The sequence below is a fragment of the Micromonospora sp. DT233 genome (assembly GCF_049841815.1).
Taxonomy (GTDB): domain Bacteria; phylum Actinomycetota; class Actinomycetes; order Mycobacteriales; family Micromonosporaceae; genus Micromonospora.
In genome coordinates this window covers 647,256-660,100 of record NZ_JBNCLB010000003.1, presented here as the reverse complement: position 1 = coordinate 660,100, position 12,845 = coordinate 647,256, and the positions used below count along the sequence as shown (strand labels likewise).

General features: G+C 75.4%; 14 protein-coding genes. 5 read left to right on the top strand and 9 right to left on the bottom strand.

Annotated features, from left to right (window positions below):
* Positions 1 to 8 precede the first annotated feature (8 nt).
* Positions 9 to 479 carry a potassium channel family protein gene (locus ACLQ2V_RS11085; RefSeq protein WP_425718291.1) on the bottom strand — a complete coding sequence of 157 codons (471 nt, stop codon included), beginning with the start codon at positions 477 to 479 and terminating at the stop codon, positions 9 to 11.
* A gap of 74 nt (positions 480 to 553) precedes the next feature.
* On the opposite strand from ACLQ2V_RS11085, the gene ACLQ2V_RS11080 reads away from it, so the two are divergent.
* Complete coding sequence (locus ACLQ2V_RS11080) at positions 554 to 1,006, top strand: GNAT family N-acetyltransferase (protein ID WP_425718290.1); 453 nt, start codon at positions 554 to 556, stop codon at positions 1,004 to 1,006.
* Between the two features lie 67 nt (positions 1,007 to 1,073).
* Here the strand turns inward: ACLQ2V_RS11080 and ACLQ2V_RS11075 are convergent, their stop codons facing one another.
* The 4 genes from ACLQ2V_RS11075 to ACLQ2V_RS11060 all read right to left on the bottom strand — a co-directional run bounded on the left by ACLQ2V_RS11075 (position 1,074) and on the right by ACLQ2V_RS11060 (position 8,757).
* Positions 1,074 to 1,739, bottom strand: a complete 666-nt coding sequence (locus ACLQ2V_RS11075; RefSeq protein ID WP_425718348.1) for an ABC transporter ATP-binding protein — start codon at positions 1,737 to 1,739, stop codon at positions 1,074 to 1,076.
* A 68-nt stretch (positions 1,740 to 1,807) separates the two neighbouring features.
* Positions 1,808 to 2,800: an ABC transporter ATP-binding protein gene (locus tag ACLQ2V_RS11070; protein ID WP_425718289.1), complete on the bottom strand. Its 993-nt coding sequence runs from the start codon at positions 2,798 to 2,800 to the stop codon at positions 1,808 to 1,810.
* 1 nt (position 2,801) lies between these two features.
* Entirely contained in the window at positions 2,802 to 5,498 is a 2,697-nt protein-coding gene (locus ACLQ2V_RS11065) for an FtsX-like permease family protein (protein WP_425718288.1), read from the bottom strand.
* Positions 5,499 to 5,568: 70 nt separating this feature from the next.
* On the bottom strand, positions 5,569 to 8,757 hold the full coding sequence (locus tag ACLQ2V_RS11060) for an FtsX-like permease family protein (protein WP_425718287.1): 3,189 nt from the start codon (positions 8,755 to 8,757) through the stop codon (positions 5,569 to 5,571).
* Positions 8,758 to 8,915: 158 nt separating this feature from the next.
* Here ACLQ2V_RS11060 and ACLQ2V_RS11055 point away from each other — a divergent pair, with 158 nt between their 5' ends.
* On the top strand, positions 8,916 to 9,209 hold the full coding sequence (locus ACLQ2V_RS11055) for a hypothetical protein (RefSeq protein ID WP_425718286.1): 294 nt from the start codon (positions 8,916 to 8,918) through the stop codon (positions 9,207 to 9,209).
* A 56-nt stretch (positions 9,210 to 9,265) separates the two neighbouring features.
* On the opposite strand, the gene ACLQ2V_RS11050 is transcribed toward ACLQ2V_RS11055, so the two are convergent.
* Positions 9,266 to 9,505, bottom strand: a complete 240-nt coding sequence (locus ACLQ2V_RS11050; protein WP_425718285.1) for a hypothetical protein — start codon at positions 9,503 to 9,505, stop codon at positions 9,266 to 9,268.
* Entirely contained in the window at positions 9,493 to 9,786 is a 294-nt protein-coding gene (locus tag ACLQ2V_RS11045; RefSeq protein WP_425718284.1) for a hypothetical protein, read from the bottom strand. Before ACLQ2V_RS11045 ends, ACLQ2V_RS11050 begins: the two co-directional genes overlap by 13 nt.
* A 113-nt stretch (positions 9,787 to 9,899) precedes the next feature.
* Here ACLQ2V_RS11045 and ACLQ2V_RS11040 point away from each other — a divergent pair, with 113 nt between their 5' ends.
* The gene (locus ACLQ2V_RS11040; protein WP_425718283.1) at positions 9,900 to 10,100 is read left to right on the top strand and encodes a helix-turn-helix transcriptional regulator; all 201 of its coding nucleotides are present in this window, start codon (positions 9,900 to 9,902) and stop codon (positions 10,098 to 10,100) included.
* A 190-nt stretch (positions 10,101 to 10,290) separates the two neighbouring features.
* On the opposite strand, the gene ligD is transcribed toward ACLQ2V_RS11040, so the two are convergent.
* On the bottom strand, positions 10,291 to 11,319 hold the full coding sequence (gene ligD, locus ACLQ2V_RS11035) for a non-homologous end-joining DNA ligase (RefSeq protein ID WP_425718282.1): 1,029 nt from the start codon (positions 11,317 to 11,319) through the stop codon (positions 10,291 to 10,293).
* A gap of 47 nt (positions 11,320 to 11,366) precedes the next feature.
* Between ligD and msrB the strand changes: the two genes are divergently transcribed.
* Positions 11,367 to 11,777 (top strand): peptide-methionine (R)-S-oxide reductase MsrB, encoded by a 411-nt coding sequence (gene msrB / locus ACLQ2V_RS11030; RefSeq protein WP_425718281.1) that lies wholly within the window; start codon positions 11,367 to 11,369, stop codon positions 11,775 to 11,777.
* Between the two features lie 101 nt (positions 11,778 to 11,878).
* Here the strand turns inward: msrB and ACLQ2V_RS11025 are convergent, their stop codons facing one another.
* Positions 11,879 to 12,154 (bottom strand): glycoside hydrolase, encoded by a 276-nt coding sequence (locus ACLQ2V_RS11025; protein ID WP_425718280.1) that lies wholly within the window; start codon positions 12,152 to 12,154, stop codon positions 11,879 to 11,881.
* Between the two features lie 132 nt (positions 12,155 to 12,286).
* Here ACLQ2V_RS11025 and ACLQ2V_RS11020 point away from each other — a divergent pair, with 132 nt between their 5' ends.
* Positions 12,287 to 12,742, top strand: coding sequence for a GNAT family N-acetyltransferase (locus ACLQ2V_RS11020; RefSeq protein WP_425718279.1), 456 nt, complete (start codon positions 12,287 to 12,289; stop codon positions 12,740 to 12,742).
* Positions 12,743 to 12,845: the final 103 nt, after the last annotated feature.

Sequence of the window (12,845 nt, the reverse complement as noted above, 5' to 3'; positions counted from 1 at the left end):
CACCTGAGTCACCTGCGGCGGCGGCGCCTCCCCGACGGCGGTTGCGGGAGCGGGGCCGGTTCTGCCGGCAGGGTGATCCCCTGACGGGCCGCCAGTTCCTCCAGCAGCGCCCGCATCCGCCGTACGTCCGCCTTCAACGCCTCCTGCTCCTCGTGCTCGAAGGCGTCGTCGTCCACGATCAACTGGCTCGCGAAGTGCGCGGTGATCAGCGGAATGACCAGCAGCACCATGGTGGAGATGAGCAGCGCGGCGAGGGTCCGTCCGGCCGCCGTGGTCGGCGAGATGTCGCCGTAGCCGACGGTGGAGGCGGTCACCACCGCCCACCACACCGAGTCGGCGGCGCTCTTGTGCTCCACCTGGCTGTAGATCACCCCGGCCACCACGATCATCAGCAGGTACGACGCGATCAGCGTCCGGGGGGAGTTGGCGAACCAGACCAGGCCCCGGTAGATCCAGCGGAACGGCAGCAGGACGTCCATGCCGCATCATGCTGCCCGGTGCTGGCAAGCCACCACCCGCGCATCGCCGTCGCCGGCTGTGCCAGGCTGATCCGATGCGTACCTTAACGTTTCGGGAGGCGGTCCGGGCGGACCTGCCGGCCGTCCTCGCCCTGCTGGCCGACGACGAACTGGGCGGCAATCGCGACGCTGCCGACGTCGACGACGCGTACGAGCGGGCCTTCGCGGATGTCTCCGCCGACCCGCGCAACCACCTGGTGGTGGCCGACGAGGACGGCGTCGTGGTGGGTTGCCTGCAGATCACCTACATCCCGGGGCTCAGCCGGCACGGCGCCGAGCGCTCGCTCATCGAGGCGGTGCGGGTGCGCTCGGACCGCCGCGGCCAGGGGGTGGGCCGGCAGATGATGCGCTGGGCGATCAGTGAGGCCGAGCGACGCGGCTGCGGCCTGGTGCAGCTCACCACGGACAAGTCCCGCGCGGACGCGCAGCGCTTCTACCGCGACCTCGGCTTCGTCGCGAGCCACGAGGGCATGAAACTGCGTCTGTGACCCCCACCCCGCCCGCCTCGTCGATCACCGATCGTGATCGACGGGGCGGGCGGGAGCGGGATGGGTGTCAGGGCAGCAGGCGGCCGTCGCGCATAGTCAGGGTGCGGTCGGCCAGGTCGATCAGGGCCGGGTCGTGCGTGGCGACCAGGGCCGTCATGCCGCGAGCATGCACCACCGCCCGCAGCAGGTCCATGATGGACCTGCCGGTCTCCGAGTCGAGCTGACCGGTGGGCTCGTCGGCGATGAGCAGGTCCGGCTCGTTGGCCAGGGCCCGGGCCACCGCCACCCGCTGCTGCTGGCCACCGGAGAGCTCGTACGGCCGCTGTGCGGCGTGCTCGCCCAGCCCGACCAGTTCCAGCAGCGTCGCCACCCGCTCCTCCCGCTCGGCGGCGGGCACCTTCGCCAGCCGCAGCGGCACCCCGATGTTCTCGGCGGCGGAGAGAATGGGGATCAGCCCGAAGGTCTGGAAGACGAAGCCGATGGTGCCCCGGCGCAGCCGCAACAGTTCCCGCTCGCCGGCCGCGCCGAGGTCGTGCCCGGCCACCCGCACCTGCCCGGAGTCCGGCCGGTCCAGGCCGCCGACCAGGTTCAGCAGGGTCGTCTTGCCCGAACCCGATCGCCCCCGGACGGCGACCAGCTCGCCTCGGGCGGCGGCGAACGAGACGTCCCGGACGGCGTGCACGGCGCGCTCGCCCCGGCCGAAGGTGCGGCTCAGCCCGTCTGCCCGTACCACCTCGTCGCCGGCCACGGCGGTGCCGAGGCCACCGCCGGCGGCCGGCGGGGTCGGGTTCTGCTGCTCGGTCACGTGTCGCTCCGTTCGGCGTCGGCCCGGTCGCCCGGCCGCACCTCGACATGATCGGGTTCCAGGTCGAGTCGGACCCGGTCCTTGAGGGCCAGGGCGTCCACGAAGGACGCCGGGAGCTGCATCCGGCCGGCCCGGTCGAGCACGGCGTACTCCTCGCTGACCAGCTCGGTGCTGCCGTCCGCGCCGATCCGGGCGGTGCGGCGCACCTCGGAGGCGGTCCGGCCGTCGCGGATCGCGACGGTCCGGCGGACCTGGGCGGCCACGGCCGCGTCGTGGGTGACCACCACCACCGTCACCCCCAGCTCCGCGTTGATCTGCCGCAGCGCGGCGAAGACGTCGGCGGCGGTGGCCTCGTCCAGCTCGCCGGTCGGCTCGTCGGCGAAGAGCACCTCCGGGTCGTTGGCCACCGCCACCGCGATCGCGCAGCGCTGCTGTTCGCCGCCGCTGAGCTGGCCCGGCCGCCGGTCGGCGAGGTGCCCCACCCCGACCAGGTCCAGCAGCTCGCCGGCCCGGCTCCGGCGGGTCCGCTGCCCGCGCCGACCGGCCAGCCGCATCGGCAGTTCGACGTTCTCCCGGGCCGTCAGGTACGGCAGCAGGTTGCGCCCGGTCTGCTGCCAGACGAACCCGGCCATCTGCCGCCGGTAGCTGAGCCGGCGGCGAGCGGAGAGGGCCAGCAGGTCGTACTCGGCGACCCGGGCCGTGCCGGCGGTCGGGGTGTCCAGCCCGGAGAGGATGTTCAGCAGCGTCGACTTGCCCGACCCGGAGGCCCCGACGATCGCCACCAGCTCCCCCCGGTCGATGACCAGGTCGAGGCCCTGCAACGCGACCACCTCCACCCCCTCGGTCTTGAAGATCCGCACCAGGTTGTCGCAGACGATGTGCCCGCGCAGCCGGTCCTGCCCGCCGGCCCGCTCGGCCGCGCGCTGCGCGGCCCGCCGTTGCAGGGCGGCCAGGTCCGGCGCGGCGGACGCCTCCACGGTGGCTGTCATCTCAGCTCTCCTCTCCGAGCCGCAGCACCTCACCGAGGCGCAGCCGGCGGTTGTTCAGCGTCTCCACGGTCACCGCGAGGGCCAGCGCCACCGCGCCGATCCCGATCACGGCCCCGACCAACCCGGGCGAGAACCCCACCCGCACCGGCGTGCCGCCGGTGAACGCGGCCAGCCCCAGCGACGGGGTGAGCAGCAGGGGCAGCAGCGCGCCGGTCACCGCGCCGGTGAGCAGCGCGACGGCGACCAGCGGCGTCAGCTCCACCAGCAGCAGCCCGCGCCACTGGCGGCGGGACAGCCCGAGGGTGCGCAGCCGGGACAGCACCTGCCCCCGCGCCCGGGCCCCGGCGAGCACCGCGAAGGCGATCGCCAGTAGCCCGAGGACGGCCCCGCCGGCCGCGCCGGCGACGAAGCCGAAGACCAGCAGGCCGTTGGCGCCGACGCCGCCGAGGACGTCGCGGGCCCCCCGCCAGGTGGTCACCTCGGGGGCGCGCGGACGGTCCTCCGCGACGATGGTGCCGCCCCGCTGGTAACGGCGCTGACCCTCGACGCCCGCCTGCCGCAACGCCGCCAGGTCCAGCCCGTCGCCGGAGACCAGGAAGGCCGTCGGGACCACAGCGGTCGGCCCGGCGTCGGGCAGGGCCTGCCAGGGCAGGACCACGAACCGTTCGGTGCCGGGCGCGACGAGCGGGAAGTCGTCGGCCGCGCCGGCCACCCGGAACGCGTAGTCGTGTCCCTGCACGGTCACCAGGGCCGACTCGTCGAGGCCCGCGCGCGCCAGCTCGGCGGCGAGCACCGGGGAAACCAGCGCCGGGGCCGGCCCCGGCCCGGGGCCGGCGCGCAACTGCGGCGGCACCGACACCGCCAGCCCGGCGTCCCCGGCCGTCTCGGCGAGCCCCGGCCCGTCGACCAGCAGCACCGAGACGGTGGGCAGCTCGGCGTAGACGCCGCGCGGGTCGGCGATCCGCAGCGCGGTGTCGCGCAGCACGGGGGTGGCCTGCCGGACGCCGGGCAGCCCGCGCAGGGCGACGCCGGTGTCCGGGGCGAGCCGCCCGCCGTCGACCAACGCGGTACCCGGCACGAGCGTGGTCGCCGTGTGGTCCCGGCCGGTTTCGATGCCGGCGGCCACGACGACGCAGAACGCCGCCGTCGCGATCGCCACCACCACCACGACGACCGGCCCGGTCGCCGCCGCCCGGCTCGCCCGGGCGGCACCGAGGAACGTGACGCTGCCCCGGGTCCGGGCGGCGATCCGGCCGAGCAGCCGCAGCGGCCACGGATAGAGGCGCAGCGCGAGCACCGCCGCGGCCACGGCCAGCAGCACCGGCACCGACACCAGGAGCGGGTCGACCGACCCCGGGCTCAGCCCGCGACGCCGCAGCAGCACGGTCGCCAGCACCGCCAGCGCCACCACGAGGACTTCGAGGGTCAGCCGACGGCCACCGGGGCCCAGCCTCGGCAGGTCCCGCCGCCGGCCCGGCGCGGCGGCGACGGCGACGGCCAGCGCGGCCACCGGCAGGGCCAGGACGGCCAGCACCGCCGTGGCCGGGGCGAGCCAGCCCAGCCCGCCGCCGGAGCCGGGCAGTAGCTGCCCGAGCACCCAGCCCAGCGCCGCCGCGGGCGCAACGACCAGCACCGACTCGGCGAGGCTGCGCCGGGCCACGCTGGTCGCCGCGCCACCGCGGGCGACCAGCAGGGCGAACTCGCCCTCCCGGCGGCGGGCGGCGAGCCGGGCGGCCAGCCCGATCAGCCCGGCCAGGGTGGCCAGCACCCCGGCGGCGATCACGGCCAACAGCGTCCCGGCGGCCGAGACCGCGTCCAGGAACCGCTGCAACGGGACGTCCACGGACTGGGTCACGCGCAGGCCCGGCGGGGGCTTCCGGACCAGCAGCCGCACGCCGTCGACGATGCCGCGCAGGTTGCCGGCGTCCACGTTGTCGCCGGTGAGCCGGTACCGCCAGGAGGGCCGCAGCGGCACGCCGACGTCGACCGCCGCCGCCAGGCCGCGGGTGGCGGCGGTCACCGCCACGATCTCGTACGGTGCGGCGTCCACCTCGGGCTCGATCACCTGTAGGACCGGCGGCAGCCCGTCCCAGATCCCGTCCGTGACCCGCGCGGGTTGGAAGACGCCGACCACGAGCACCCGCAGCGGGTTCGTCGCCTTCTCGCCGACCCAGGTCAGGCGGCTGCCGAGGCGCAGGTTCATCTTCCGGGCCGTCTCGGCCGAGAGCGCGACCTCGACCGGCCGTTCCTGGGCCGTGGGCCCCGTCGGCCAGCGTCCCTCGACGAGGGTGGCCGCCGCCTCGACGCCGGGCATCTCGCGCAGCCGGGCGACGACGAAGAGGTCCTTCGCGGCCAGGTCCGGGCCGGTGAGCCGGCCGGGTGCGGTGTCCGCGACGTACCACCGGTCGCCCACGGCGTCGCGCACGGGAGCCGGCATGCCCGCCTGGAGCGCGTCGAGGTCGGCGGGCCCCGTCGCGACCGGTCCCCGGCTCCGGTCGACCGGCCCCGCAACGGCGCCGAGGATCACGTCCCGCTCGGCGGCCGGGCGGCCGGCGATGTATTCCCGCAGCCCTTGCTGGGTGAGCCGGTCGGCGACGCGCGGCACCCCGGTCACCAGCAGCACGGCGACCAGGGCGAGCGACCCCAGCAGCAGGAACTGCCCACCGAATGCCCGCACCCGGCGGGCCGCCCCGGTCATCGCCCGCCCGCCCCGGGCCGCACGGTCACTGCACTCACTGCTCTCCCCCGCTTCGTCGTCGCGTCGCCGTTCACTGGTCCCCGCCGATCCGCAGCTGGGCCGCCGCCATGCGCTGCCGGATGCCGGCGGCGATCGAGGTACTGAATGCCAACGCCGCCAGCAGCAGGCCCAGGGCGGTGGCGGCGACCGGCAACCAGGGCAGCACGAAGGCCGCCTCCGGCAGCGGCCGGTCCGCCGCGCGGGTGAGCACCAGGAACGGGGCCATGGTGGCGGCCACCGCCGTGCCCACCAGCAGGCCGACGCCGACGCCGATCCCGGCCAGGAACGTCTGCTCGGCCAGCAGGGCGCGGGCCAGCAACCGTGGCGTGGCACCGAGCGTGTGCAGCACGGTCAGCTCACCGACCCGCCGGCGCGCGGTCGCCCAGACGTCCACGCACAACCCGACCAGGGCGAGCAGGACCGCCCCGGCCGCCGCCGCCAGCAGGCCGGTGCGGGTGCCCAACCAGTACGGGTCGCGGTTGGCCTCCGCCGCCGTCGCCCGCCGGTCCAGCACCGTCACGCCGGGCAGGTCCGCGACCGCCCGGGACGCCGCGTCCGAGCCGCCCGGGTCGGTACGCACCCACCACTCCTGGGTCGGCCGGGTAACCCCCCTGGCGCGGACCAGCGAGTCGGCCGCAGCGGGCAGGTCCAGCAGCATCCCGGCCCCCGGCCCGCTCCCCGGCACCGCCTCGATCTCGCCCACCACCTGGACGGGCAGCATCACCCCGGCAACGCTGATCTGCGTCGTGTCGCCTCGGCCGATGCTCAGCGCCCGCGCCACCTGCGGGGTGATCAACGCCGGCACCGGCGCGTCGGCGCCGACCGCCACGACGGCGAAGCGGCTGGACGGCTGCGACGCGTAACGGCTCCCTTCCACCAGCATCTCGACCGTCCGGCCGGCGTGCAGCCCGTCGTCGTCGAGCCGGGCCGGCTCCCCCTGCCCCCCGACCTCCGCCGGGGTCACCCACTCGCCGGTGAGCCGCACCGGGCTCGTCGCTCCGGCGGCGTCGACGACGCGCAACCCGCTGACCTCCAACCGGTAGGCGGTGCCCTGGGCCAGGCCACCGGTGGCCTCGAAACCGACCAGCCGGTAGGCCCGGCCACCGAGGTCGGGCAGCTCCACCGCCGCGGCGACCGGCCGCCCGTCGCTTCCGCCGGTGGCCATCGGCAGTTTCCGTACCTCGCCGTCGGCGGTGGCCAGCAGCGCGGAGACCACGATGGATTGCGGGCGCAAGGCCCCGACCACCAGGGTGCGGACGGTGCCGGTGAGCCGGCGGGCGTCGGCGGGCAACTCGACGCCGACGGGCGCCGCCCGACCGCGCGCCTGGCGGTCGAAGAGCGCCCGGGCCGGCTCGTCGACGAGCCGGTCGTGCAGCCTGACCACGTCCGGCGCCGCCGCCGCGTCGATGCTCAACACGCTCACCGGCAGATCATCGCGGCCCACCCGGATGTCGTCGCGCCAGGCCGGCAGCGCCCGGTCGACCCCGGGCACCGCCGCCAACCGGGCCGCCCGGTCGGCCGGCGCACCGCCGGAACGCTCCACCAGCCGCAGGTCCGCGCCGACGGCGTGATCGGCCTGGTCGACGTGCGAGCGCTCCCCCGTGGTGACCAGCGACCAGGCCAGGGTGCTGCCGCCGACGGCCAGCGCGAGCAGCAGCACCGGGCCGGCGTGCGGGCGGCGGCCGGCCTGCCACATGCCCAGCGTCGTGGCGTTCCACAGCCGGCGGTCGACGAACCGTTCGGCGAAGCGGGCCGCCGGCGGGAGCAGGCGCAGCGCGACCACCGCGCCCGCGAGGACGCCCAGCGTCGGCGCCGCCACCAGCAGCGGGTCGATGCCCAACCGGCCCCCCGCGCCCGCCAGGGGGGAGGAGTACTGCCGCAGCTGGAACCAGGCGAGCACGGCCAGGCCGACCAGGGCCAGGTCGGCGCCGACCCGCTGGGCCCGCGCGACCCGGTTCGGCCGGGACCGGGTCGCCAGGTCGGCCACGTACGTGCCGGCCCGCCGCATCGCCGGCAGGACCATGGCCACCAGGCAGCCGGCGGCCACGGCGGCGGCCACCGCCCAGGTGAGCGTGCTGCCGGCGGCCGAGGCCCCCGACCACCCCTGGCCTCGGCCGACGTGACGCAGGGCCTCGGCGGCCAGCGGCGGCCCGAGCAGCGCCGCCGGGAGGACCACCAGCGTCGCCTCCCGGGCCGCCAGGCCGGCGAGCTGCCGCCGGGCCGCGCCCCGGGCCCGCAGCAGCGCCGTCTGCGCCCGGCGGTCCTCGTTGAGCAGCCCGGCCACCAACACCAGCGCGTACCCGCCGAGCACCACGATCAGCAGCAGCGGGGTGAGCAGCGCGGAGCGTCCCACCAGGTCGGCGCGGCCGAGCCGGTCGAGCAGCCGGTCCATGGTGGTGACGAGCTGGGCGGACGAGCCCAGGCCGGTGGCCTCGGGCAGTTCGGCGACCTCGGTGGCGACCGCCCGCCCCACCGCGCCCAGCCGGCTCGGCTCGACGGCCGCCAGGTCGGGTTCGACCAGCCACGCGGCCGACGTGCCGCCGGGAAAGGTCCGGTCGAAGTCGGCCGGATCGAGCAGGAACGGCCCGTACGAGGTGGTGAGGTCGGCGGTGGTGGCGCCCGGCGCGAGCCGCCAGTACGACGCGGTGGGGTCCCGGGGCCGGAAGAGCCCGACCACCTCCACCTGGCTGGTGCGTTCGCCGGCCCGGTCCCGCAGCGGCACCCGTTCACCGACGGTCACGTTCAACCGGCCGGCGACCCGCTCCGGCAGGAGCACCTGGGTGGGTTGCGCGCCGCGCTCGGGCTGCCGCCCGCTGACCAGATCGGCGTTGCCGGCCAGGTCCTCCAGGGCGACCAGCTCGGCGAAGACCGGGTCGTCACCGGCACGGGCGGGGCCGATGTCTCCGGTCAGCTCCCGGCCGGTGCCGTAGCGGGCTCCGCGCACCCGCGTGGGCGCGCCGCCGAGCCCGGCGGCGAAGCGCTCCCTGACCGCGCGGTCGCGGGCGGCGGCGGCGTTGCGGTCGGGGCCGCCGGAGCCGCTGACCAGCAGGCTGCGCTCCTCTGCGGGGGACGCGGCGAGCACCGCCGACTGTCCCGCGTCGACGGCCCGCCGGTTGTAGTCGGTCAGGCCCGTGACGAGGGTGATCGCCACCAGGGCCGCGACCACCGCCGCGAGCAGCAGCCCGCGGGCCGCCCAGGCCCGCCTCCACACCATCGCCATGTCGCCGCCCTCCCCGGCCCCCACGGGCCGATGAGGAACAAGAGCGACTGCGGGTACGGAAAGGTTGGCCCCCGTTATCCGACCGTTACGCCCGATCACCCGCCCGGCCACACTTGGCACGATTTCCGGGCCGACGCCGGCCTGCTTGGATGGCGGGCATGGAAATCATCCTCGGCATCCTGATGACCGCCGTCGTCCTGTTGCTGGCGGCCCAGTCCGCGGCGGGGCGGCCCGACCGGCGCACCGCGTACCGGCTGAGCGAGATCGAGCGCCGCCTGGAGCTGGTGATGAAGCACCTCGGGGTGGCCGACGACCGGCCGGCGGCACCCGGGGTCCGCGAGCACCTGGCCCGGGGCGAGAAGATCCAGGCGATCAAGGCGTACCGGCAGGCGACGGGGGTTGACCTGCGCACCGCCAAGGAGTCGGTGGAGGCGATGGAGGCCGGCCGCTGAGCCAGGTGCGGCCGGGCCGGCCGGCCAGGAGCGCCGGGTGCGGCCGGGCCGGCCGGTCAGGAGTCCGGCGCGGTGCGATGCCTTCTCGTCTTCGCGCCGGTGGCCTTCGGCGGTCGTGTCGTCTTGGTCGACCAGTCCCCGGCCTGCCGCCGCCGGCACTCCGGTTCGGGGCAGTCGCACCACCAGCCCAACTCGTCGGTGGGGATCTTGTTGCCCCGGCACAGGTGCGGCAGGGGCAGGATCGGCGTGACGCAGCCGAGGCAGCGACTCGGGCCGGTGAAGGTCACCGGGTCCACGCCAGCATCCGGCGGAACAGGTCGTGGTCGCCGCGCTCGTGGACCAGGTCCTCGACGGCGACGTTGAGGACCTGCGCCATCGTGATCGACAGCTCGACCCGGTCGCCGGCGGCGGCGGTGATCCGCTCCCGCGCGTGCGGGCACGGCCAGGGATGCGGGCAGCTCGCAGCGGCGCACGTCCAGGACGGCCGGGCGGGGAGGTGCCCGGCGATGCCGGGGACCCGTCGGATGGCGCGCATGACGGGCTGGGCGTCCGCCCCCGCCCTGTGCTCGTGAATCATTCGAGTGACCCTCCGGAGTCGTCCAACTGCCCCATCAGCCCCACCTGCAACATTGCCACTGTCAACCATACAAGCTGAATGCTTGCCACGCTGCACCTGCATACGGTCAGGGCGTGAGACTGGTTGCGCTGTCGGACGTCGCCGAGATGCTCGGCGGGGTGTCGCGCACCCGGGCCACGGAGATCACCAACCGGCCGACCTTCCCCGCCCCCATCGACACGGTGGCCAGCGGCCGAATGCGCGTGTGGGCACGCGCCGACGTCGAGGCATGGATTCGAGAGCACCGGCCGAGTCAGCGCGTCGACGAGCATTAGCCCCGGCCCGCCGCCCGGCGAACCCCATCGGGGGACGGCTCACCGCCTACGGACTACCCCCCCGAGGCCCGCGAGCACCTGACCCAGGGCCCCAAGATCCGAGCATCTTCGGGGAAGTTGCTGCCTCAAAGCGGATTCAGGCAACATTTTCCCTGAAGATGCTCGGATCTTGGGGAGAGGGCGGGCGGGGTCAGGCCGTGGGGCGCTTGGCGCGGCTCGGCTGGACCCGCATCGGCTCGCCGGGCATCTTCGGGTGGTCCGGCGGGTACGGCAGGTCGCCCTCCCCCGCGGCGGCGTCCCGGTCGGCCCACTCCAGCAGCGGCGTGATGTCCCACGGCGCGTCGTCGATGCCGGCGTGCGGGTCGCCGCGCTCGACCAGCCGGGTCGGGACGCTGCCCAGGTGGAACTCGTCCGGGTCGACGTCGGGCAGCTCGTCCCAGGTCACCGGGGTGGAGACGGTCGCCCGCGCGTTGGCCCGCAGCGAGTACGCGCAGGCGATGGTGCGGTCCCGGGCCATCTGGTTGTAGTCGACGAAGACCCGCTCGCCCCGCTGCTCCTTCCACCAGGCGGTGGTGACCAGATCCGGACGGCGGCGCTCCAGCTCCCGGGCCAGCGCGATGGTGGCCCGGCGGACCTCGGTGAACGTCCATCGGGGCGCGATGCGCAGGTAGACGTGCACGCCCCGGCCCCCGGAGGTCTTCGGCCAGCCGGTCGCGCCCAGCTCGTCGAGCAGGGCCCGCACCTCGGCGGCGGCCGCCGCCGCGTCGGCGAAGTCGGTGCCAGGCTGCGGGTCGAGGTCGATGCGCAGCTCGTCGGGGTGGTCGACGTGGTCGACGCGGACCGGCCAGGGGTGGAACACGATGGTGCCCATCTGGGCGGCCCAGGCGACGTGGGCCAGGTCGACCGGGCAGAGCTCGTCGGCCGTGCGGCCGCTGGGGAAGCTGATCCGGGCGGTGCGCACCCACGGCGGCACGCCCCGCGACGGCACCCGCTTCTGGAAGAACATCTCCCCGGCGATGCCGTCGGGGAAGCGTTGCAGGGTGGTGGGGCGGCCCCGCAGGGCGCGCAGGATCGCGTCGCCCACGGCCAGGTAGTAGCCGAAGACGTGCGCCTTGGTGAAGCCCCGCTCCGGGAAGACCACCCGCTCCGGGCTGGTCAGTCGGACCGGGTGCCCGGCCACCTCGAGCTGCGCGGCCGCCGACTTCGTGGTGCCTGCCATGTCGAGACCATATGTCAGGGCACCGACACTCGACGTACCGTTGCGGGGTGAGTCTTGACGAGAACGAACTGCCCCGAACCGAGGACGAGTGGCGGGTCCGGCTGAGCCCGGAGGAGTTCCGGGTGCTCCGGGAGGCCGGCACCGAGCGCCCGTGGACCGGCGAGTACGTGGACACGAAGACCCCCGGCATGTACCACTGCCGCGCCTGCGGGGCCCAGCTGTACCCGAGCGACACGAAGTTCGACTCGCACTGCGGCTGGCCGAGCTTCGACGACGCCATCCCGGGGGCGGTCAAGGAGATCGACGACGACAGCCTCGGCATGCGGCGCACGGAGATCCGCTGCGCGCGCTGCGACAGCCATCTCGGGCACGTCTTCCGGGGCGAGGGTTTCACCCCGAAGGACACCCGGCACTGCGTCAACTCGGTCTCCATCCGGCTGGACCCGGCGCAGGGCTGAGCCCACCCCCGCCGGCAAGGCGGCGGAACGTGTGGACGCCCGGCCCCGCCGGCCGGGCCACGAACGGACGGACGCCCACCCCGCCGGCCGGGCGGTGACGGTCAGAGCAGCAGCAGGCTGCCCTCGTCGTCGACCCGGTCGGCGGAGTCGTCGTCCAGCCAGACGCCGCCGCTGGCCAGGTAGCGGAACCGGTGCGCGCCGGGCGGCAGCTTGACGCTCACCGTACGGCTGCCGTCGCGGCGGGTGACCAGCTCGTGCCGGCCCGGCTCCCACTCGTTGAACGACCCGACCACGCTCACCGGCCCGGCCGGCGCGTCGCGGGGCAGGCAGAAGGTCACCCGGGTCTGGTTGCCGAAGAGCTTGCTGCGCTTGATCACGTCTCCTCCGGGGTGCACGAGTTCGCGGTCTCCAACACGAGGCAGCACGGCCTCCACCAGGCACAACGCGCGACACGCCGGCCGCGACACGCCGACGGCGGGGCCGAATGGCGGGCGGCCTACCATCGGCGGATGCCGCAGCAGACCATCGAGAGCCGGCTCGCCTCCTTCACCGAGCTGGACGCGCACACCTTCCACGACCTGCTGAGACTGCGCATCGACGTCTTCGTCGTCGAGCAGGCATGCGCGTACCCGGAGCTGGACGGCCGGGACGTCGAGCCCGGCACCCGGCATCTCTGGCTGACCCGCGACGGCGTCGTGCTGGCGTACCTGCGGATCCTGGCCGAGCCCGGCGGCGTGGCCCGCATCGGTCGGGTCGTGGTGGCCCCGCACGCGCGCGGCGAGGGGCACGCGGGCCGGCTGATGGCCGAGGCGCTGGCCGCCGTGGGCGACCGGCCGTGCGTGCTGGAGGCGCAGTCGCACCTGGCCGGGTTCTACGCCCGGCACGGCTTCGCCGTCTGCGGGCCGGAGTACGTCGAGGACGGCATCCCGCACACGCCGATGCGCCGGGAGAGCGCCACCGGCTGACCCGGGAAAGCGCCATCCATTGACATAGGCTGATGGGTGTGGAAACCTCCGCCACGGAGCCACCACGGGAGCGGCACGAGCCGGCGCGGGAGAGGCAACTTCC